The organism is Vibrio gigantis (genome assembly GCF_024347515.1).
In the GTDB taxonomy this organism is placed as follows: domain Bacteria; phylum Pseudomonadota; class Gammaproteobacteria; order Enterobacterales; family Vibrionaceae; genus Vibrio; species Vibrio gigantis.
Window position 1 is genome coordinate 1,702,207 of the sequence record NZ_AP025492.1, and the last position, 21,040, is coordinate 1,723,246.

Here is a 21,040-nt window from a genome sequence, read left to right on the forward strand (position 1 = left end):
AAATCCTTTTATTGTCTCTTGATGAGAGTACGTTAGCCCGATGCTAATATTTATAAACAATTCTTTAACTTTATTACTTAGTTTTAGTCATTTTTTAGAATAATTTCAACTGCTTGCCTTAAAAATACAGTGCGTAATTTTCTGTTTGGCTACTGAGAAGTATATGGTGATTTGATTGTAACTTACTGATTTAATATTGCTTTCGTTGTTTTTCTGTGTGTTTTGATGCGCAGAAGGGAGAAATAAAAAACCGTTGTGGTTAGGTACCACAACGGTTTTGGGGGCGTATCTAGATAACTTTTGCTAGCTCGTAAATTACGTTAAGTGCAAAGCTGCTTTTGGCTATGATGCCTTGTCAATTTTTAGCTTTGGGTCGTCGCTAACTTCTTCCTCCTCACTATTTTCAGAGAAGATATCAGCGACGGCACTACGCTCAAGTTCACCTTTCAGGTTACCTTCTTCGTCTACAACTGGAAGTGAGTAGTCACAAGACATGGTGTCTGGTAGCACTTCTTCAATCACGGCATCAGGTAAAATGGCAGGAACCTCTTCGTATATCTCTTCGCTGAAGTCATGCACCGATGCATCTTCAACAGCGTCTTGCAGGCTCTCTTGAGTCACTAAGCCCTGATAGCCATCATCGGTTACGTGATAAGCGTAATCATTTTTCAGCATCTTCATTTGTGCCAAAGCACCTTCAATCGTTTCTGAGGTGATTCGATAGAGAGGAGGCTGCATAACGGTTTCAACGGTCAATGCACGAGCGCGGTTTACATCTTTAACGAAGGCTTCTACGTAGTCATCTGCAGGGTTAAGTAGAATCTCATGTGGTGTGCCTTGTTGTACTAACTCACCGTCTTTCAAAATAGCGATTCGATCGCCTAGGCGGAGTGCTTCGTCCAGATCGTGAGTGATGAAAACAATCGTCTTATGAAGCTTCTCTTGAAGCTCGATAAGCTGATCTTGCATTTCACTCCGGATCAAAGGGTCAAGCGCCGAAAACGCTTCATCCATTAACAATATTTCGGCGTTAGTACACAGGGCGCGAGAAAGGCCAACACGTTGTTGCTGACCTCCTGAAAGTTGGGCAGGGTATTGCTTTCCGTAACCTTTCAAACCCACCGTTTCTAACCATTCGTTGGCTTTCGCTAAACGGTCTTCTTTTTTGATGCCTTGTACTTCCAACCCGTATGCAACGTTTTCTACTACAGTGCGATGAGGCATTAAGCCAAAGCGTTGAAATACCATTGACATTTTATGACGACGGAATTCTTCCAACTGTTTGGTGTTGAGGCTCATCACATCAATGCCTTCGACCATGATTTTACCTTGAGTCGGGTCAATCAAACGGTTGAAATGTCGAATCAAGGTCGATTTACCAGAGCCCGAAAGCCCCATGATAACGAAGATTTCGCCACGGTTGATTTCAAGGTTAATCTCTTTCAAACCAACGGTATGCCCAGTATCAGCGAGAATGTCATCTTTGTGTTCACCGTTCTGAACTCGGTTCATCACAGATAAAGGCTTTGGTCCAAACACTTTGTAGAGACCACTAATTTCAATCAATGGTTTAGTCATGCTTGAATCCTCCTAGATGTGCATTCGTTCTTTTCGCGTAAGCTTGTGAAGCGCGGTCAAAAAGAATTGCAAGGGCAACGATGGCGAAACCATTCATCAAGCCTAACGTGAAGTATTGGTTTGTGATGGATTTAAGAACCGGTTGTCCTAAGCCTTTAACACCGATCATTGACGCGATAACAACCATAGACAGAGCCATCATTATGGTTTGATTGATACCTGCCATGATTGTCGGCATTGCGAGAGGAAGTTGAACACCCCATAAGCGTTGCTTTTTGCTCGCACCAAATGCGGTAGCGGCTTCAAGGACTTCTTTGTCGACTAAGCGTATACCTAGGTTGGTTAAACGAATTACAGGTGGGATAGCGTAGATAACCACGGCAATTAGCCCTGGAATTTTACCGATGCCGAGTAGCATTACCACAGGGATTAAGTAAACGAACGCTGGCATGGTTTGCATGATATCGAGCATCGGTGTAACGATAGATTGAGCTCGATTTGAGCGAGCCATGGCAATGCCAATCGGAATGCCTAACAATATTGAAACCAAGGTACACACAGTGATGATACTGAGCGTTCGCATGGTGTCTTCCCACATGCCAAAGTAACCAATGAGAAGCAACGAAACCACGCAACCCAAAGCCAGTTTCCAAGAACGGCTCGCGGCATAAACAAGGCTTGTACACACAGCAAGGACGATAATCCAAGGTGTTGAAATAAGGAGCTTTTCAAACCAGACAAGGAATGAAAGAAGAGGGTCAAAGAGAGATTCAATCATTTCACCGTATTCACGGGAAAATTCACGGTATGCGCCATCTAGCGTCTTTTTTATGGTTCGTAAATCAGCTCGTTCCATTTCTGGAAAGCTTGATAACCAATTGCTGTCAGCCATTTTATATCCTTATAGTTCGGAGCCACGTTTTCATGCGATGGGATGACCGCGAATGAAAAAGGGCTCCGAATCATGAATAACATCAAGTATAGCGACGTTATTTCTATTCTATTGTTGAAGCGTAAGTAACGGTTAAGCTTTAGTATTTATTAAACTTAAGCACTTGTTACAGAAAATGCTTTGAAAGTCTGTTGGTTACAACTGTGCTTCAACTTTCTTAGCCACTTCTTGAGAAACCCATGGGTGCCAAACTTCAGGGAATTCACTCAAGAAATGCAGGCTTGCTTCTTCGCCATCTGCTTGATTGTCTTCCATCCATGCAAGCAGGGAGTTCATTTTATCGTTGGTGAAACCGCGCTTAGTGAAGTAGTCGTACGCTTCAGGTGCACGTGACGCAAAACTTTCAGTGGTAATGGTGTGGACAGGTGAAGGCGGGTACATGGTTGCTTTAGGGGAATCACAGTCTTCCTTAGTGGTACAGTTCAAAAACTCTTGTTCGTTAACGCCACTACCAAAGTCAACTTTGACCATATCGTATTTACCTAACACCGCGGTTGGTGCCCAGTAATAACCAAACCAAGCTTCTTCACGTTCGTAAGCTTTCGCGATAGATCCAGATAAACCGGCACTCGATCCAGGGTCTACAATGGTAAAACCGCTGTCTTCTAGCTTAAGTGCTTCAAACAAGTTACCGGCGCTGATTTGACAGTTCCAACCTGCTGGGCAGCTGTAGAATGCGGATGTATCTGGGTCTTCAGGGTGTTTAAACATACTTGCGTTTTTACGCACGCCTTCGATGGTCGCCATCTCTGGGTATTGCTTCACTAGGTAAGCTGGTACCCAAAAGCCTTCTTCACCACCGTTAACAAGTGCTTTACCCGCGTAGCGAAGACGCTTTTCTTGTACACCTTTGTCGAGAGCGTCTTTTAGGCTATTACTCCAAAGTTCTGGAGCAACATCAGGTTGGCCTTTTTCTATCATTGAAGTACCGGTTGGCATAGTGTCGCCTGGGATAAGTTCGGCATCACATCCATAACCATGTTCTAAGATGAATTGGTCAATATTGGCGATTAAAGTTGCAGAGTTCCAGTTCATATCTGCGATTGTTACGCTGCCACATTCTCCTGCGTTAGCGTTACCACTGGCTGCTGCAACTAACAAAAATAGGGAGCTTAACTTGTATTTCATATTGAGGTTCCTTTCTCTTTAATAATACAACTGAGCTAATCAAGGTAAGTTGACTATCTAAATTGCTCTTTGGCGATCCTTTCCGTTGAATTTAAACCATTTGAGCAAAGGGGAGGATGAGTCTAAATAACAGTAAATAAGGTGTTACACAGAGTCATCAGATAACATTGTCAAACTATTACAAATTCGTCAAAAATCACCTCTATTTATAATCTTAGGGAATAATCTTGCGAATTCCACCTTTGGTTCGATTTACAATCTGCTTTATTAGACTGAGTCACATAACGTGATTGTTTTGCGTTCTATTTGTTCCTAAAAGTCACTAAACCCTACAATTTGCATGTAAAATGCATTGAATAGTAATGAACGTCGTAGGTTTGAGCTTTATCTCCTTAATGCAAGAGGCTCTAGTCATCTAGGTTGCGGGGGTAAACAGGGAAGCAAAAAAGGAGATTGAAGTAGGCAGTAAGCAGCGATGCCTTGGTTAATTAAAACCACGCTCTTTACGCTTTTCTATTGCACTCATAGATTCTTTAGCAAGAGCCACTAGCTCATCGACTTTAGAAAACGCTAACTCAGATTGTTTGTCTGAGCACAGCTTTTCGACTTTTCTCGCTAAAACAGATAAGCGACGGTTCCCTAGTGCGAGCGAAGAGCTGCCCAAGGTGTGAGTCTCAAACTCTAGGTTAGACACGTCTTGTTCCTGAACGGCTTTTTGAATCAGTTTGATACGGCTTTCAGACTCCACAATATAGTGCTCGATCAACATTGGCATTACTTCGGCACATGTATCTTCAACCATTTGTTCGAGAATTTGTTCATCAACAAGGTCAGCAGGTACTTGAATTTCCACCATTGGCTGGTTGGCTATTTGATTTACTTTATCGCCCATAGCACTGATGTTCTCTATCGCTTCTGATTCGTCACGGGTATCTCTTGCTTGTATGACTGAAGTTGTAGGTTCGCAACTTTGAGTTGTTTTTACTGTATGAGGTTTCTGCTCAATAGCATGTTCCTGCTTGGTAACAAGGTGAAGGTGCAACATATCAGCGATCTGTGACATTCTCATGGGTTTTGCAAGGTAGTCATCCATACCTTGGTTTAAAAACTGCTCTCTATCACCGGCAAGTGCGTGTGCAGTCAGCGCAACGATTGGCACAGACGCTTTTTGAGTGTTAGGTAAGTTTCTGATTTCGGAACATGCTTGTAGGCCATCTTTTTCTGGCATAGAGATATCCATAAAGATGAAGTCATAGTCATTGTTTTTTACCATTTCGACAGCTTGATTCCCATCGTTCGCGATATCAATAGTCATCCCAGCATTTTTAAACATATTAACGATAACGAGTTGATTCGCTTTGTTATCTTCGGCCACTAGAATACGGCTGCTTAAAATTTTAGGGTTTAATGCCACCGAAGAAGAACCAGAACGACTGTCTTCCCCAGAATTTGATGCCTTTTCCAACATTACCGAAAAGGTAAAGGTACTGCCTACACCTTCCTCGCTGCTTGCTGATATGTTGCCATCCATAAGTTTTGCTAGGTGTTTACAAATGGCGAGGCCGAGCCCTGAACCGTCACGACGTCTTGAATATCCTTGATCCACCATGGTGAACTCTTCAAATAGGTAGCTCATTGCGTTAGATTCAATGCCGATCCCAGAATCGGCAACTTGGCATGTAATTTCTACCTTATTATCTTCGGTTTCATTAGTCTCAACATTAACGATGACACTGCCTTCGGAAGTAAACTTGATCGCATTACCAATCAAATTCAATAAGATTTGTTGAAAGCGGTGAACGTCGCCGACCACCATCACGGGTTGGTCTGGTTGATAAGGAGTAACAAGCTGGATATTTTTCGCGTTGGCACTCGGCTCAAAGCTGTCAATGGTGCTATGGATACACTCTTGAAGAGAAAAGGTTTTTTGTTCAAGAATGAGCGTATTGGCTTCCATGCGAGAGAAGTCCAATATGTCATTAATGATAGATAAGAGTAGTTCGCCCGATGTTGAAGCTGTATTAACTAAATGGCTCTGATCCTTTGTTAATTTCGTCTCTTTAAGTAACGATAAAATGCCAAGAACACCGTTCATAGGGGTTCGAATCTCATGAGACATAGAGGCCAAAAATCGACTTTTAGACTCAGACGCTTGCTCGGCTTGTTCTCTCGCTTGTTTAATGTCCGTGTAGTTTTTAGACAACGAGGTAGACATGTCATTAAATGCGTTGACTACATCACCAAGTTCATCGTCACTTTTTATTTTCAGCTGAAAACCTGGCCCTTGCGTTCTCACTTTTTTTACCGCAAACGAAAGCTGATACAAATGTTTGGTTAGATAAGTACCTAAAATGAAGGAGCAGAAGGCAACAAGAATGACCTCTATCAAGGCAATTGAACTGATGGTTTTCTTAGCATCTGTAAGCATCGAATTGATCGAAGAGGTTGTGAACCCAATTGAAATTGAGCCGTACTTTAGTCCATCACTTTCAATTGGGTAATACGTATCGAATATTCCATCATCTACGTTGGATAAGTTCGTATCAACCTGAATTTCTTTATTGAAATAGTCTGTAGCCCCAGCGCTACTCAGCAAGACTTCATTACGCTCTACTTTGACATAGACGATATCTTCGATCGTCATGATCTCCTTTACGATATCATCTAATGTTGCGATATCAGTGGATAGCACTGCGTCTTTGGTTGCACGGGCAAACAGTTGAGAAGTTGCCTGCGCACGTTTTATAAGCTGCTGTTCATTAGAATCCGACAGGAATGACATTGCACTTATGACAAGAGCCATGAGCATCACTATCTCTATCGAAGCTATCCCAATGATTGTTTTTGTTCTAAAAGTCATCAGCGTATCCTTACCGTAGTGCTTTTCCCAAGCCTACATACCTATTGATCCTTGTTTACTGTCATGGGCATGGTGTCTTTCTGTTTAATGTTTAATGCACGAACATCATCCCAGTCGACATTGACCGCTGTTTCAAAAGCTTTAATTCTTAATGGTGAAAGTAACGTTTTGCCTTCTTCGGTCTGGGCTAATTGAACAAAAGAGGCTTGGACTTTTTGTACAACCTCCGAGTCGACTCTCGGATGGTTCGCGATAGCATGAGGTGTAAAACCTTTGGAGGTGTAAATAGGAGTAAGCTGATCTCTAACTTCTGGATCTAATGCGTTGAAGGTTCGGATGATACCACCTCCAGATGGATAGAACCCCTTGGCCACAGAAAGGTACACTGAATCATGTGAAGAGACATAGTTAGGTTCAAAATGAATGTTTCTTTGTTTCAGGCCAGCTTGTGTTAGCAACGTTGCCGCAAACGCAGCAGGAGCGGGGAAGGCAAGGGTAGTATTGTCTAACTGATCCAAGCTTGTAATACCGCTATCTTTACGCACGACCATTATACCTTTTAGGCGTTTGTCTTTGGCTTTGGCCATCGCACTATAGCCAACACTGTTATTAAAAGTAACGAAGTGGAAAGGATTCATATACGCAAAATCATAGTCACCGCTAGCAAGACGCTGCTCAAACATAGGGATATCTTTCGCGGTTTCAAAGATGATTGTGTGACCCGATTCTTGACTTATTTTCGCGAGTATTGGGGTCCATTGCTGCGCGAGTCTACTTGCAGATTGTTGAGGGACAATACCGAATGTGAAGGTATCTGCATAAGTTAATGTCGGTAGCAAAGCCAAGATTAATAACGTTAGATTTTTCATAGATTCCCTTCCTTCTCTTAGAGACATCGTAATTTTGTAGTGAAACTTATAGAGGTAAATTGAGAAACTCATTTCTAGATATCGAACTTTTAATTTTCTCCTGTAGTGAGCGAGGAAGGAGCTTCAGTTTATTTACTTGGCGTATCAATTCATTAGCGAAACTTGGGGTGTGTTTCATATTCATCACACATCCAAGAAGAAAGATATTTTGTGCATCAAGTAACTTTTTTGCTTGAGTTAAGTTGTGCGTCGAAGTTTCTCCATAGGCGACAACAAGTAACGTGCAATCACAAGCACTCGCTACCGATTGGGCGGGTATATTGCCTTTATTAATATTCAATAGAGGTGAGGTGTCGACAACCACTCGATCATATGTGTCTAACCATTGGCTTACGACTCTGGTCAGCGTTTCTGGATCTTTGTAGGCCAGTTGAGTGGATGTGACTTGAGGGGCAGGAACCCCCATAAAAAGGCGATGAGACTCAACATGTTCAATGAGTCTTCCTTGTTGCTTTTCTTCCAGCATATGTAAATCTTTGAATGCCGGGTTGAATAAATTGAGATCCACATACAGGGTAGAATGCCCAGCTAGCATAAAGCGTTCCGCGAGAGCAGTTGCAATTGATGTTACACCGTCACCCGCATCGCAAGCCGTAATACACAAAGAGCGCTTGCTATTAAGTTCAGAGGCTAAGTAGAGTTGCTCTACTTCTGCTTGTATTGCTGAAATAGCCATCACAAAGCTCCTATTAAGACGATCGTTGTTGTTAGACGTAGTATGTCTTCTAGACCTACACGAGCTTTTTCCATAAAGCTCTCACGGCGATCTGGGATGTAGATTGTGTCACCAGCGCGCAGTACTGGTAGGTTGTAAATGTTGGCCGTTTTACTGAACTCGACTAAATCAAATGTTCGCGCCTGACCCTGACAACAAGACATGTTAACGATAGTTATTTTTTCAACATACGCATTCTCAGTAGGGCCAGCAGCTTCGGCTAAGATATCTAAAATAGTCATGTTATCGTTGAATACGTAACGTCCTGGGTTATTGACCGCACCAAGCACTCTCACGGTGGACTCTTTTGAGCGATCTAACCAATTTTTGTCTTTCTCTGGAATGTAGATGGTGTCGCCAGTTGTTACATTCGGCAGTAGTGATTCATCACCTGTTTCAAAATATAGAGATAGGTTTAACTTGCTCACTTGGGCGTAGGTTTTGTCACGGTGCGTTACCCGAATGTTGTGAATATCGGCATCCTTAGTAGGGCCGTCGGCAGCAGACAATATATCTAAGAAGTGCATTTCTTTGGTGAAGCGGTAACGGCCCGGAGAGTTCACTTGTCCAAAGATATAAATTGAAGCATCTGAGCTTTGACGAACCCACTGCGATTTATTGTCTGATGGGTCTTGGGGTAAATCGTGAACACGAACGATTGACCCAGCACGAATTGCGGGAAGTTGATCTCTTGGTGCACCATTTTTAATAAACTCATCAAGGTCAAAGACGACTAATTTTCGACGTGTTACCACTTCAATTTTTGTGGTGTCTGCGCGAAGTGTTGGCCCGCCTACATGAGATAGCAGTCCCATAAAGTCCATCTCGTCAGACCATTCGATACGCCCTGGGCGAACGACTTCACCAATGACATTAACGGCTCGGTCTGGTGATATTTTTAACCAAGATTTTTCGTTCATATCTGTTTTTTCAGGTACAAAAATCGCATCACCTGGAAGAATTGACGGAGGACCTGACTTTGAGATCCCCTCAGTGTAAGCGGCTAGATCGAATCTCAATACGCGCCCGTTTGCTTTGATAACACGTATTTGTCGAGATTCAGCGAAACGAGTAGGGCCTCCGGCATTGGCAAGAATGTCCATAAACGTTGCGCCTTTCTTACCTTCAAAAGCACCAGGCTCCGCCACTTCGCCCATCACATACACAGTATTCGAACCCGACTTAATTTCTTCTTCTTGCTTAGGAACAAATATCGTTGAACCCGGACGCAACACAGGTAGCATGCTTTCATCCCCCGAATCTAAGTAACGCTTAAGGTTAAATAGAGTCGGTGTATTGTTTGAGATAACGCGGATCTGTTCAACACCAGCATAACGTGTCACGCCACCAGAGCGCATAAGCACGTCAACAAGATCGGTATTTTCTTTATAGGTAAAAGATCCAGGTGCGTTTACCTCACCGAATACTTTTATAGAGTTTCGAGAGTCTGCACTATCACCAGAGTTGGCTAGTTTCGCTGCATCAAACTCTTGTTCAATGTTACCCACCAAAGGTGAAGCAGGAACGAATATCGCATCAAGAGACTGTAGAGTGGGTAGGTTTCCCTCATCACCGGAATCTAGAAAACGTTTGTAATTAAATTCATTTTTTTCAGAGCCACGTTTTAAGATAAATTTGTCTAACTGGGCTCCTGAGCGTAAACCACCGGCAGCGTAAAGTGCCATTTGTACGCTTGAACCTAGCGGTAGAGTGTATTCTCCTGGTTGTTCCACATAACCTTGCACCGAAATAATGATTTGCTGTTCTTTGACATAAACCGTTGCGTTGGATAAATCTTTGTATGCCGTAGACAGAGCTTCCAAAACGACTTTTTCCAATTGTTTACCGTTGTATCCAGCAACAAATACAGTTCCCACCTCCGGAAGGGTAATTCGTCCACGTTTATCGACTTGGAAACCTATATTCAATGTACTCTCACCGGGTACGTTAACTTGAATAAGATCACCAACTTGAACCGCACCTTTAAATTCGTCTGCGCTCTTAGAGGCACTAGTAAACAGAGACAGGGACACCGTCATGAGTAGCAACATTATAGTTTTCATAACGCTCCTCCCATTGTGGCTGCGTTTTTAGGCGATATTATTTCGATACTTACTCTTCGGTTTGTTAATCGTGTTCCGTCTGATTCATCTTCGAAAAGAGGGACGGTCTCACCGACAGATACTGCTTTAATTCTTTGTGGGCTAAGCCCGAAAATAGTTAAGTAACGCTCAACTTGTTTTGCACGCCCAAGCGCCAGTTTATCGTTGTATTCCTCTGACCCAGACGCATCAGCATGCCCAGTAACGATAAGATCTAGCGATTTATGATCTTTCAGTAGAGTTGTCGCTTCAGCCAAGTGTCCCATGTATTTTGGGTTAACTTCGGTCGAGTCATGAGCGAATTGATTATCGACGTTAAGTAGGTCGTACAGTTGTTCAATGACCGAAAGCTGCATTCTAAATTGGTTGGCATTTTTAGGTGGTTCACAGCGAGCTTGTGAAGTGACGTAGTCCAATTGAACTTCAAGTTCATTAAGACGCTTTCTTTGGATGACTAAGTCGTTGGCTGCATCAAGAAGAAGACCTCCTTGCAGTTCGCGAGCAATACGATTTTGCTTTTCAATAGCCTGGACTACCGCTGCGGGGAAGCACCAACGTGCACCTTCTTGGATTAATGCATCTAAATGAAGTTTTGCGAGTTGCCAATCAAAACGTAAACCGTGTTCAGGACCAAGTGGCTCATCAGGCATCACAGGAGAGAAGTCGGAATTCAAATAATTGATTGAATCATAACTTTCAGCGAGTCCTCCTGTTCCTGATTCTGGGTAGCTAGTACAACCCAGAACCAGAGCAGACAGAGAAAGGGCTATGTAGTTTTTGAGTATTTTCATGCCAACGTCCTTTGTTTTTTATTTTTATAATTATTATTTTTTGTTACTTCTAGCTTAGTGGATCATCATGAATTAGTAGGACTTTTTGAGTTTACTGGTATAGCGTGACCTATTCGTAATAGGTTCATAATTTCAAGTGGCTGCCCAGTTACATTCTCAAGTCGCATGTTTCGTTCACGCTCAGTCAAGCGCTTAAACATATAGACTATTGCGCCGACACCGGATGAATCCAAAAACTCTACTTGACTGAAATCAACTTCAATTTCTTGGTGGCCATCGTTAGAAATAACATCATCGATGTCTGTTTGTGCATCGCGACTGCCTGCTGCATCCAAATCACCAAAGATAGAAAGCGTCAGTGTCGTTGTGTTCAAATCAATCTTACGTAGTTCCATAGCGATATCTCCTTTTAAGTATGTATGAACAATTGCACTGAATGTGCCAACTATTATATTGTTATTTTTCAATGAGTTATTTTTATTGCAAATTTTTATCTCAAATTGAGAAAAGACGTTTCTCAATTTGAGAACTAAAAACGGCGGGACATATGAGAGCTACAACTCATCAATTCTGTGAATAAAAGAAAGCGTTAGATAAGGTTGATGCGTTGATCGCATCTTCTAGCAAAGATTGTCTAACTGCGTACTAGAGCGCTTAGGATTAAAGGAGTTATCAATACGGAGCAGATGATGAGATTAACCAAACTAGCTTTAGCCACTCTATGGGCGTGTTCGCTTCCATCTCATTCATCGTATCTCCCACCCGACCATTTGGTGCTTGCAAACTCCTACCAGCAAGGCATAGATGTTTCTGAATATTGGAAGAGTGAAAAACTCGATGGAATAAGGGCTCTATGGGACGGTGAACATCTTTATACTCGTAATGGCAATCGAATTTACTCACCGAAGTGGTTTACCGAAAACTTGCCTAAAGTACATCTCGAAGGCGAACTGTGGGCAGGAAGAGGCAAGTTCCATATCGTCCAATCTACCGTTCTTGACCATACGCCTAGTGACACAGCATGGCGCCAAATAGATTTCATGCTGTTTGATATGCCTGGTGCTGCAGGCGATTATCAAAAGCGCTATTACAACATTATGCATTGGGTAAATGTCATTGGAGAACCTCATGTCAGCTACATAGAACATGTGCCTATTCACAATGAAGAAGCACTGTTCCATCAACTCGATAACATCGATGAGAGTAACGGCGAAGGTTTGATGCTTAGGAAGATCACCAGTCGTTATCAAGCGGGCAGAAGTAATGACCTGTTAAAGCTGAAAAGGCATCACGATGCCGAAGCCACGGTTATTGGCTATAAAGGCGGAACAGGGAAGTATAAAGGGATGATGGGTTCGATTTTGGTTCACACGGAGGAGGGGGTGGAGTTTTATATTGGCAGTGGGTTCAGTGACCAGATGAGACTCACACCACCTGAGATCGGCAGTCGTATTACCTTTCGTTACAATGGCTTTACTCAAAACGGAAAACCCAAGTTTGCGCGCTTTGTTCGAGAGAAGAGTGAATATTGAGAAAGATACGATCTACCTGACCAGTAAACGAAAAAGAGCTCTGAAAATCAGAGCTCTTTTGGTATTCGATATCAGATACACTGACTTAGCGAGTACGAATCTAGCGAGAACTAAATTCTAATTGAACGTCGTCGTCCTGCTTATGCATCCAGTGCAAGCGCATACCCAACATAATGGCTGCAGATGTTAGACCGACAATGAAACCAATCCAGAAACCGTGCGCGCCCATAGGTTCAACAATCCAATCTTTCATACCTAAGATGTAGCCGATAGGAAGACCAAGCAACCAATAAGCAACGAAGGTAATATTGAAGATCGAACGCATGTCTTTGTAGCCACGCAGAGCACCTGCTGCAATAACTTGGATTGCATCAGTACATTGGTAAACCGCTGCGAACAATAGCAATTGCATTGCAACAGTAATTACCGCGGTGTTCTCTGTGTAAAGTAATGATACCTGCTCTCTGAACACTACAGTTAAGGCTGCTGTCATTAATGCTGTAGCTAAACCAACAATGATACCCACGTGCGTTGCGATCTTTGCGCCTTCTGTGTTGTTTTCACCTAACTTATGGCCAACACGAATACTCACTGCTGCACCAATACTCATTGGAATCATGAAAACCAGCGAAGAGAAGTTGATCGCAACTTGGTGTGCGGCAACAATCAATGAGCCGAGTGGCGCAACCAACAAAGAAACCACCGCGAATAAAGTTACCTCAAAGAAGATAGCTGCCGCGACTGGGAAACCAAGTCTAAACAGTCGAATTTGAGCTTTAAGTTGAGGTTTATGGAACGTACCGAAGATGTTGATTTTCGCTAAACGCTTTGAGGTTAAAACGTAAGCGAACAGCAGTGCAAACATAACCCAATATACAATAGCTGTTGCAACGCCACAGCCGACCCCGCCTAGTGCAGGAGCACCAAGTTTTCCGTATACGAACATCCAGTTAAGTGGGATGTTTAATAGCAAACCAATAAAACCAATCACCATTGCAGGCTTAGTTAAAGACATACCGTCTGTAAAGCTTCTCAATGTCTGGAACAACAAAAATGCGGGTACAGCGAACATCACGGCATTCATATAGCCGATAGTCTTTTCTGCCATGAGTTGTTCAATGTCCATCCACTCCAATATCAACTGTGTCTGAAAAAGAACGCCAATGATTGGAAGGGAGATGACGAGTGCTAAAAACGCGCCTTGTTGTATCTCAAATGGAATTTTTACTTGTCGACCAGAACCATTCAGTTGTGCAACAACAGGAACCAACGCCATCAATAGACCTACACCAAATAAGATTGATGGTAGCCAGATACTTGCAGCAATCGAAACCGCTGCCATATCGATAGCACTTACGCCACCGGCCATGACGGTATCAACAAAACCCATACCAGTTTGTGCAACGGATGCGATCAGTACTGGGGTCGCAAGTTTGATTAGATTCGAGGATTCTTCTTTGTAACGATGCACAAACAACTCCAAATAAGTGGGGAAAATTAGAATAATAGTGTAGGAAGGGACATTCTGAAGGAATCAGAGACAATGATCTTAAGCTTCCACTGGACGAATCATAAAGAAATGTCACAATAACTGCTATGAAAAACTGTTATTAGGGCGTATTGATCTTTCGAGCTGATTTTTGCAGCGAGTTGCTGGGAATTTATACAAGACAGAGGCGTCGATGTGTAGCTAGCCTACATGAGAAGCCGATAACGCAGTAAAAATGACCAGCAAACGCTGCCCGAAGGGTTCGGCTAAAAGCGTTTTACTCTTTGTTGAGGGAGATTTACTTAGAATGACTAGGCTACTTCCCCCTCGCCGCGATTAAAACGCTTTTATCTCGAACAAAATTTAACCGCGAAAGGTCAACACGCCCTAGAATGCTAAATAGGAATCTTATGTTTACAGGTATCGTTCAAGGCATGGCAACACTGGTTGCTATAAACAAAAAAGAGTTGTTTCAAACTCATACCATTGAGCTAAGCGACGAAATGGTTGAGGGATTAGCAATTGGTGCTTCAGTAGCTCATAACGGTTGTTGCTTAACGGTAACGGAAATTTCAGGTAACCAGATTGCTTTTGATTTAATGCAAGCGACATTGCGCTTGACGAACTTAGGCCAACTGAATGTTGGTGACAAAGTGAATGTCGAACGTGCAGCCAAGTTTGGTGATGAAATCGGCGGACATAGTATGTCAGGCCACATTACTCTGATGGCTAACCTCGTTGATGTGATTAAGACTGAGAATAACCGTACACTTTGGTTCGAACTACCAGAAGAATCGATGAAGTACGTGTTGAGCAAGGGTTACATCGGCGTTGATGGTTGTTCATTGACGATTGGCGAAGTGGAAGAGAACCGTTTCTCTGTTCACCTAATTCCAGAAACGCTGAATCGCACTCTGTTTGGCGGCCGTGAAGTCGGCGACCAAGTGAACATTGAGTTTGACCCTCAAACACAGGCGATTGTTGATACTGTAGAGCGTGTATTAGCAAACCAAAAGTAGCAGTGACGGTTTACACATAGCACTTGCCAAAAAAAGAAGCTAAGTAAAAGTCAAAGATCTTAAAAAGAGCACTTAGGTGCTCTTTTTGTATTTTAGCAGGCTAGCCTAAAAATTTAGGAGTGTAGCGCTAACTCCACAAGAGAGTAGGTGTTAGAAGACTTGTTCGTCGTCGGCATCAATCGAAAGATTAATTCTGTCTCTCACTTCATCTACCTGCATATCGAGGTGAATGGCATTGCAACACGCAGGGCAATCGTCATAAAAATCTTGGCTTCCATTAGAAGCATCGAGCGTTATGCTGATTGCATGCCCACAGTGGGGGCAGGAGACATGTTTCTCTGTGTATTTATGCATGGCGAACTCTCCTCACTGTAACTTGTACCAATCGCAGTAGCTTGTATAGATCGCAGTAAACAGTTATATCGATCGTAGTAAATAACTGTGATTGGTATTAAACGGCCTGTATCTTCTGAATACATGCTTCAGTTTGTGCTAAATATTCTCCGCCAAATTGATTGCAGTGGTTAAGAAGATGGTACAAGTTGTAAATGTCTTTCCGTTCAGTATAGCCAACGTCGAGTGGATTGACGCTTTGGTAACCTTCATAAAACTCTTTTGGAAACCCTTCAAACAATTCCGTTAACGCCAAATCGCATTCATGATCGCCCCAGTAACAAGCAGGGTCGTAACATATAGGCCCAAAGGCTGAATTTGCGACATTACCATTCCAAAGATCACCATGAAGCAGAGAAGGGCGAGGATTGTGGCCAGCAAGGCGCATATTCACCACATCAACGATGTCATCTATATCACCAAATTCGATGCCTTTCTCTTTTAGTAATTGGAGTTGGAAGCCAATGCGTTGCTCAGAGAAAAAACGACCCCATTTCTTATGCCAAGGGTTAGGTTGAAGTGTGCTGCCGATATAGTTGTCTTGGTCACAACCGAACTCTTTTTGCTCGCCCCATTGATGAAGTTGCGCAAGTTGTACTCCGAAATCGAAGCTATTATTACCCGTCTCAAGTGGTTTGGTTGGCAAGTAATTGAGAATAATGAACGAACACTCTTTGGTTTTGCCAATAAGCACTAATTCGGGAACGTAAACAGTGGAGGTTTCTCTTAACAAACGTAAGTTCTCGGCTTCAATTTCAAACTTAGGTAAAAATTCTCGCTGATTCACTTTAACAAAGTAACGTTCATTACCATCACTGATCATATAGCAATCGTTAATGTCACCACCAGAAAGCTTGATACGTTCAGTAATCTGGAAGTTAAATAGAAGAGTATCTGAAAGTTGTTGAGAAATGGCCTGCCACATAGGAAATCCTCAAAGACTGAAAGTTAGGAATACTGTTTGTTTAATAGCAATAGTTTAGGATAAATCTGAGCAATTTATAGACGCACTCGTCAATGTTCTTCGCTCTTCTTCTGCTTATGTAGAATCAATTGGCCGAATTGTGAACTTGAACTGATTCAAGCTCTTTGAAATACAAACACAAATTGGACATATGGTGTGGTGAAATAGTTTGGAACTGGTCTCACAATCAAAACGGTTTTGATCGTCACAAACTGGAAAAGTAGTTTGAGCTTGTTATTGTCTACCCATCAATTTTAATGAGCTTTTAGAGACAGTTGAAAGCGCTATTGTTAACTGGCGCAATACTTTATTTCAAATTCTGTCTTACACTTTGTTAGCCATGTATTTACTTGAGCCTTAACTAAGTGGCTATACAACGCAGACCTATATTGATTTAAATTTAAGCTGAAATACTAACTAGGATCATTTTAATGCGCTTTTGGACAATAAAGTGATGACAAATAGCGTCATTTACATAGTATTAGGCAAATACGTATTAATCTGCTCTAGAGCTTAAAACGGAGAATTATTGTGGTTGTAGAAACCGATGGCTATTTGGCTTTGATCGAGCACCTATCATTTAATCTTGATGTGTTTACCAATAGTAATGGTGATACTGGAAACGAAAGTGTCGAAGATATTGTTACCGACATGATTTCAACGAACATCATGGCTATTTTCGAGCAAAACCCAGAATTGCATTCGAGCGTTCGTTTTCAGCTTTTAAAAGAAGCAGATGCCGTAGTAGCGGACCTTGGTGAAGTATTAGCGGGTGTTTGGGCTAAGAAAGCGACGAACGAACAAATTGTATTCCTCGATGAATACATCGCGTTAGTGAAGAACCTGTTTGATACTGCTGTTGCTAAGTACGACTAACGGTTTGTTTTTCCTTTTATTGCCGTAATTAGCCAGTATAAATAACAACGGGCGTTAAAGTCGCATCTTGACTAGAGTTATCTGACTCAGCGGTTTATCTTTCGAACCGCTATAAACGCCTAAAGTGCCAAAACTTGGAGGCCCAATAAGGGTTATCTAGCCTCGATATAATCACACCTTTCGACGTAGATGCATGTAGGAATTGATTATTTCCTAAGTAAACACCCACGTGTCGTACAGTCATCGATGTCTTAAAAAACACCAAATCGCCACTTGTTGCCTGTTCATACGCAATCTCTTTTCCCTTTTGACTCTGATCTTTTGTGGTTCTTGGTAGTGCTTGTTGGGTAGCATTTTGGACTGCAATTTGTACAAAAGCGGAGCAATCTACACCGCGGAATGAGCTTCCACCGAAATGGTATGGCACGCCTTTCCACTGCTCATAGACACTCATATAAGCATTTGTAGTCAATTGTTCTGACTTTGATAAAGGTTTCTGTGCAGTCTGACCAAGCTGAGAAGGAGAAGGGGACGAGCTACATGCAGCTAATGTTGCGAAAGTTATTGTAACTGCAAGCATTTTTCTGAATTTCATATGTAACTCTTCTGAAAAGAAATTGAAATAAAAACGTCATCAAGGACTTCTAGTATACGGACTAACTTAAGGATATCTCTTTTCGTAGTCAAACTGGATTTCACATGCCCGACACAAACTTATCAATAAAGCCCTCACGTTATACATTGTCACTCATTCAAACCGTTACCGCTGTATTTATTTCTATTCTTTTACTCGTTAGTTTTTTATCAATGGTTAGTATTCGCGGAGTTGAGCAGGTTGGGGGACATTTTGACTCACTATCAGAACAAGCATTACCCCTTGCTCTTCACAACGCCGAGTTAACGCAAAGCGTATTAGAACAAGTGAAACTACTCACTTACAGCACCCAATCTACCGACTTAGATACACTGAATGCCACAAGGGGCTCAATTGACCAACTCGAAACAGAGAGTAATACCACGCTAGAGGAACTCCTTTTTATCTCCCAATCTTTTCCTGAAGCGATCTCTTTAGAGCAACAACAAAACCTTATCGATGACATGGCGCAGCTGCAATCCATGACCAACACGGTACTGCTAGCGCAAATTGAGATTCAAAGTAAGCAAAATCTCATCGACAGTAAAATGGGCGAGTTCCGTTATGGCGTTGGGTCTATCGGACCAGAAATGAATCGAATTAGCTCGTTTTTGGTTGAAGACAACCCGGAAGCGAGTGATGCTGCAAATCGATTTACGTCCAGTGCGTCTGCGATGGCGAACACATTTTTAATGTTGATGATGCAATCTGACATTGATAAAGCACACGATGAATATCGTCAACTGAGGAATCGAATTGCGGGCCTTAACTTGGCTTACAGTGACTTTGCTGATTGGCACCCAGACATCGCCGAATTCGCAAGTTTGACGGCACCTTATGAAATGGTGAAAGAGGGCTTTACAGAAGAAGGGGTAATCAAGCAAATCCTATCGAAACTCGAACTGGTTAAACAGCAAGAGCAGAACTTAACGCAAGTGATTACCTTAGCGAATACCGTTATTAGTACACTGAATCAGTTGTCTTCTACTGCTTCCCAACTGATTGATGAAAGCGAGCTCGTTGTAAATCAAACCATCATCAATATTGATCGTGTGTTGTTTATTAGCGGGCTGGTGATTGCCGTAATCATTGCGATCTCATGGTTCGTATTACGTCGTTGGATGAATAAAGGGCTTAAAAACATTACACAACAATTAAGTTCACTTGCCGATCACGACTTCTCCAAACAAAGTGAACTGTTGGGACCTCTGGAACTACAAGTTATCACTTCAAAACTCAATACAGTGGTAGATTCAACCGCTGACTCGGTTCGTTTGGTAACGCGTAACTGTGAGACGCTTTATCAAACAGCTGAAGTGAGTCATGACGCCGCAGAGCAAACAAATTCTAGCTTGAACGAGCAAAATGAATCTCTTCAGAATATGATCGCGACTATTACTGAGCTTGAAGCATCCATTGGTGAGATTGCCCGTATCTCTAACGCATCGAACGACGATGCACAGATGGCAGAAGATGAGTCAGTAAATGGAAGTCAGGTAGTTGGTCTTAATCAGCAACGATTACAAGCGCTTGAGCAATCTCTTAGCATGAACGAAGAGTCGATGGCTGATTTGGATGGTCGAGTTAAACAGATTCGCGAAATGGTCGACATGATCAGTGGTATCGCTGAAAACACAAACCTATTAGCATTGAACGCTGCCATAGAGGCTGCGCGAGCAGGTGAGCAAGGGCGAGGCTTTGCAGTCGTTGCCGATGAAGTACGTAAATTGGCGAGTGGCACATCTCAGCAAACGACCAATATTCGTAACATGATGAACGAGTTAGTAGCGGCAGCTGACCGCTCACGTGCTTCTGTAACGGAATCGCGAAGCGAAATGGCGAATGCGCTGGACACCAGCGGAGATGTAAAACAGGCCTTCGAGAAGATAGAGTTCGCGGTTAGCCAGATCAAAGGGCGTGTTGAACAAATCATGGTGGCTACTGAGCAGCAAGCACGAGCGACTGTCGATGTAACGCATTCAATCACTCGTGTATCTGAGCAAGGCGAGAATACTAAGCTGCAACTTGAATCTATGATCGAAAGTTCTGAACAAGTAGGTGAGATAGCTGGGCATCAACAGGCTATGCTGCACAAATATGTGCTGAGGTAAATGCGCTAAGTTGGCATAACTTACGATTAAAACTAATCTCGATAGAGAAACGCCCTTAAATTCCGACATGAATCTAAGGGCGTTTTTGTCTAGATATAGGTTTGAGTTCAATATCAGCTTGAGCCACAAACGAGTTTGAATCTAGTCTTTTGTTGTCGGGAATTGTGTAAACGGCTGACGCAACATCAAGTCCAACCGTTGCTCTTTACCATCTTGAATCTCGGGAACACCAATATGAACCTTATCGTGGCCAAGTTTAGGTTGAGCGCGGTAAGTCTTAAACCAGATGTCCCACACCGATAGAAAGAAACCAAAGTTTGAGTGGGTTTCTTTAACAATGATCGAGTGATGAACGCGATGCATGTCTGGTGTCACTATCACTTTTCTTAATCGCTTATCAATCCATAACGGAAGACGTGCATTACTGTGGTTAAACATCGCACTGGCATTAAGAACAATTTCAAATATCACGACCGCAATGACAGGGACACCAAGCGCGATCACCAAACTCACTTTAATCAGCATCGAAAGGATCACCTCAATAGGGTGAAAGCGCGTTCCGGTAGTGACATCGATATCTAGATCTGCATGGTGAACTCGATGTAACTTCCATAACCAAGGCACACGGTGAAAAACCAAGTGTTGTAAGTAAATGGCGAAATCTAAGAGTAATACGCAGATTAGAACAGTGAGCTCTATAGGGAGTGACAGGGTATTAAACACACCCCATTGATTTTGTTGTGCGATAACTGCCGCTTGGAATGCCGCGATAGGAATTAGAGTGGCTAATAGAAAGCTATTCAAAGCAACTAGAGCAAAGTTGTTTCCCCAACGAAACCATTTGCTTTGAGTCAGTGCTTTACGTGGAAAGCGGTATTCCCAAAGCGCACACAATCCAAAAACGACAATAAAACAAACAAGGCGAAGCTGTGATGGGTCTTGCATGGGAATTCCTTCTATCATTCTA

General features: G+C 42.6%; 18 protein-coding genes. 4 read left to right on the plus strand and 14 right to left on the minus strand.

Features of this window, described 5'->3' with window-relative positions; translation table 11 throughout:
- Positions 1–342: 342 nt before the first annotated feature.
- From OCV56_RS07800 to OCV56_RS07840, 9 genes are all read right to left on the minus strand, one after another.
- Complete coding sequence (locus OCV56_RS07800; RefSeq protein WP_086711343.1) at positions 343–1,578, minus strand: quaternary amine ABC transporter ATP-binding protein; 1,236 nt, start codon at positions 1,576–1,578, stop codon at positions 343–345.
- A complete protein-coding gene (locus OCV56_RS07805) occupies positions 1,571–2,470 on the minus strand; it encodes an ABC transporter permease (RefSeq protein ID WP_086711345.1) in 900 nt (299 codons plus the stop codon). The genes OCV56_RS07800 and OCV56_RS07805 overlap by 8 nt, the downstream gene beginning before the upstream one ends.
- A 195-nt stretch (positions 2,471–2,665) precedes the next feature.
- Positions 2,666–3,658, minus strand: a complete 993-nt coding sequence (locus OCV56_RS07810; RefSeq protein WP_086711347.1) for an ABC transporter substrate-binding protein — start codon at positions 3,656–3,658, stop codon at positions 2,666–2,668.
- 484 nt (positions 3,659–4,142) lie between these two features.
- Positions 4,143–6,518, minus strand: a complete 2,376-nt coding sequence (locus OCV56_RS07815) for a response regulator (RefSeq protein WP_086711349.1) — start codon at positions 6,516–6,518, stop codon at positions 4,143–4,145.
- A 41-nt stretch (positions 6,519–6,559) separates the two neighbouring features.
- Positions 6,560–7,387, minus strand: coding sequence for a phosphate/phosphite/phosphonate ABC transporter substrate-binding protein (locus OCV56_RS07820; protein WP_086711351.1), 828 nt, complete (start codon positions 7,385–7,387; stop codon positions 6,560–6,562).
- A gap of 46 nt (positions 7,388–7,433) precedes the next feature.
- A complete protein-coding gene (locus tag OCV56_RS07825; protein WP_086711353.1) occupies positions 7,434–8,123 on the minus strand; it encodes a P-loop NTPase family protein in 690 nt (229 codons plus the stop codon).
- Positions 8,123–10,225, minus strand: a complete 2,103-nt coding sequence (locus OCV56_RS07830) for an SLBB domain-containing protein (protein ID WP_086711355.1) — start codon at positions 10,223–10,225, stop codon at positions 8,123–8,125. Before OCV56_RS07830 ends, OCV56_RS07825 begins: the two co-directional genes overlap by 1 nt.
- On the minus strand, positions 10,222–11,055 hold the full coding sequence (locus OCV56_RS07835; protein ID WP_086711358.1) for an OmpA family protein: 834 nt from the start codon (positions 11,053–11,055) through the stop codon (positions 10,222–10,224). Before OCV56_RS07835 ends, OCV56_RS07830 begins: the two co-directional genes overlap by 4 nt.
- Before the next feature lie 65 nt (positions 11,056–11,120).
- The gene (locus OCV56_RS07840; RefSeq protein WP_086711361.1) at positions 11,121–11,450 is read right to left on the minus strand and encodes an STAS domain-containing protein; all 330 of its coding nucleotides are present in this window, start codon (positions 11,448–11,450) and stop codon (positions 11,121–11,123) included.
- Positions 11,451–11,744: 294 nt separating this feature from the next.
- Here OCV56_RS07840 and OCV56_RS07845 point away from each other — a divergent pair, with 294 nt between their 5' ends.
- Entirely contained in the window at positions 11,745–12,587 is an 843-nt protein-coding gene (locus OCV56_RS07845) for a DNA ligase (RefSeq protein WP_086711363.1), read from the plus strand.
- 100 nt (positions 12,588–12,687) lie between these two features.
- On the opposite strand, the gene OCV56_RS07850 is transcribed toward OCV56_RS07845, so the two are convergent.
- Positions 12,688–14,058, minus strand: a complete 1,371-nt coding sequence (locus OCV56_RS07850; protein ID WP_086711365.1) for an MATE family efflux transporter — start codon at positions 14,056–14,058, stop codon at positions 12,688–12,690.
- 428 nt (positions 14,059–14,486) lie between these two features.
- On the opposite strand from OCV56_RS07850, the gene OCV56_RS07855 reads away from it, so the two are divergent.
- On the plus strand, positions 14,487–15,095 hold the full coding sequence (locus tag OCV56_RS07855; protein WP_086711367.1) for a riboflavin synthase subunit alpha: 609 nt from the start codon (positions 14,487–14,489) through the stop codon (positions 15,093–15,095).
- 150 nt (positions 15,096–15,245) lie between these two features.
- Here the strand turns inward: OCV56_RS07855 and OCV56_RS07860 are convergent, their stop codons facing one another.
- Both OCV56_RS07860 and OCV56_RS07865 read right to left on the minus strand, forming a co-directional pair.
- The gene (locus tag OCV56_RS07860) at positions 15,246–15,449 is read right to left on the minus strand and encodes a CPXCG motif-containing cysteine-rich protein (protein WP_004733789.1); all 204 of its coding nucleotides are present in this window, start codon (positions 15,447–15,449) and stop codon (positions 15,246–15,248) included.
- Between the two features lie 97 nt (positions 15,450–15,546).
- Positions 15,547–16,413, minus strand: a complete 867-nt coding sequence (locus OCV56_RS07865; RefSeq protein ID WP_086711369.1) for a fructosamine kinase family protein — start codon at positions 16,411–16,413, stop codon at positions 15,547–15,549.
- A 570-nt stretch (positions 16,414–16,983) separates the two neighbouring features.
- Between OCV56_RS07865 and OCV56_RS07870 the strand changes: the two genes are divergently transcribed.
- Entirely contained in the window at positions 16,984–17,328 is a 345-nt protein-coding gene (locus OCV56_RS07870) for a DUF3802 family protein (protein ID WP_010440912.1), read from the plus strand.
- A 109-nt stretch (positions 17,329–17,437) separates the two neighbouring features.
- On the opposite strand, the gene OCV56_RS07875 is transcribed toward OCV56_RS07870, so the two are convergent.
- Positions 17,438–17,923, minus strand: coding sequence for a C40 family peptidase (locus tag OCV56_RS07875; protein WP_086711371.1), 486 nt, complete (start codon positions 17,921–17,923; stop codon positions 17,438–17,440).
- Positions 17,924–18,027: 104 nt separating this feature from the next.
- Between OCV56_RS07875 and OCV56_RS07880 the strand changes: the two genes are divergently transcribed.
- The gene (locus tag OCV56_RS07880) at positions 18,028–20,073 is read left to right on the plus strand and encodes a methyl-accepting chemotaxis protein (protein WP_086711374.1); all 2,046 of its coding nucleotides are present in this window, start codon (positions 18,028–18,030) and stop codon (positions 20,071–20,073) included.
- 141 nt (positions 20,074–20,214) lie between these two features.
- On the opposite strand, the gene OCV56_RS07885 is transcribed toward OCV56_RS07880, so the two are convergent.
- Entirely contained in the window at positions 20,215–21,018 is an 804-nt protein-coding gene (locus tag OCV56_RS07885; RefSeq protein ID WP_086711376.1) for a sterol desaturase family protein, read from the minus strand.
- Positions 21,019–21,040: the final 22 nt, after the last annotated feature.

What these genes read in the sequence shown, in the direction of transcription:
- OCV56_RS07800 (WP_086711343.1), bottom strand. Translation starts at nt 1,578, where the DNA reads ATGACTAAACCATTGATTGAAATTAGTGGTCTCTACAAAGTGTTTGGA.
- OCV56_RS07805 (WP_086711345.1), bottom strand. Translation starts at nt 2,470, where the DNA reads ATGGCTGACAGCAATTGGTTATCAAGCTTTCCAGAAATGGAACGAGCT.
- OCV56_RS07810 (WP_086711347.1), bottom strand. Translation starts at nt 3,658, where the DNA reads ATGAAATACAAGTTAAGCTCCCTATTTTTGTTAGTTGCAGCAGCCAGT.
- OCV56_RS07815 (WP_086711349.1), bottom strand. Translation starts at nt 6,518, where the DNA reads ATGACTTTTAGAACAAAAACAATCATTGGGATAGCTTCGATAGAGATA.
- OCV56_RS07820 (WP_086711351.1), bottom strand. Translation starts at nt 7,387, where the DNA reads ATGAAAAATCTAACGTTATTAATCTTGGCTTTGCTACCGACATTAACT.
- OCV56_RS07825 (WP_086711353.1), bottom strand. Translation starts at nt 8,123, where the DNA reads ATGGCTATTTCAGCAATACAAGCAGAAGTAGAGCAACTCTACTTAGCC.
- OCV56_RS07830 (WP_086711355.1), bottom strand. Translation starts at nt 10,225, where the DNA reads ATGAAAACTATAATGTTGCTACTCATGACGGTGTCCCTGTCTCTGTTT.
- OCV56_RS07835 (WP_086711358.1), bottom strand. Translation starts at nt 11,055, where the DNA reads ATGAAAATACTCAAAAACTACATAGCCCTTTCTCTGTCTGCTCTGGTT.
- OCV56_RS07840 (WP_086711361.1), bottom strand. Translation starts at nt 11,450, where the DNA reads ATGGAACTACGTAAGATTGATTTGAACACAACGACACTGACGCTTTCT.
- OCV56_RS07845 (WP_086711363.1), top strand. Translation starts at nt 11,745, where the DNA reads ATGAGATTAACCAAACTAGCTTTAGCCACTCTATGGGCGTGTTCGCTT.
- OCV56_RS07855 (WP_086711367.1), top strand. Translation starts at nt 14,487, where the DNA reads ATGTTTACAGGTATCGTTCAAGGCATGGCAACACTGGTTGCTATAAAC.
- OCV56_RS07860 (WP_004733789.1), bottom strand. Translation starts at nt 15,449, where the DNA reads ATGCATAAATACACAGAGAAACATGTCTCCTGCCCCCACTGTGGGCAT.
- OCV56_RS07865 (WP_086711369.1), bottom strand. Translation starts at nt 16,413, where the DNA reads ATGTGGCAGGCCATTTCTCAACAACTTTCAGATACTCTTCTATTTAAC.
- OCV56_RS07875 (WP_086711371.1), bottom strand. Translation starts at nt 17,923, where the DNA reads ATGAAATTCAGAAAAATGCTTGCAGTTACAATAACTTTCGCAACATTA.
- OCV56_RS07880 (WP_086711374.1), top strand. Translation starts at nt 18,028, where the DNA reads ATGCCCGACACAAACTTATCAATAAAGCCCTCACGTTATACATTGTCA.
- OCV56_RS07885 (WP_086711376.1), bottom strand. Translation starts at nt 21,018, where the DNA reads ATGCAAGACCCATCACAGCTTCGCCTTGTTTGTTTTATTGTCGTTTTT.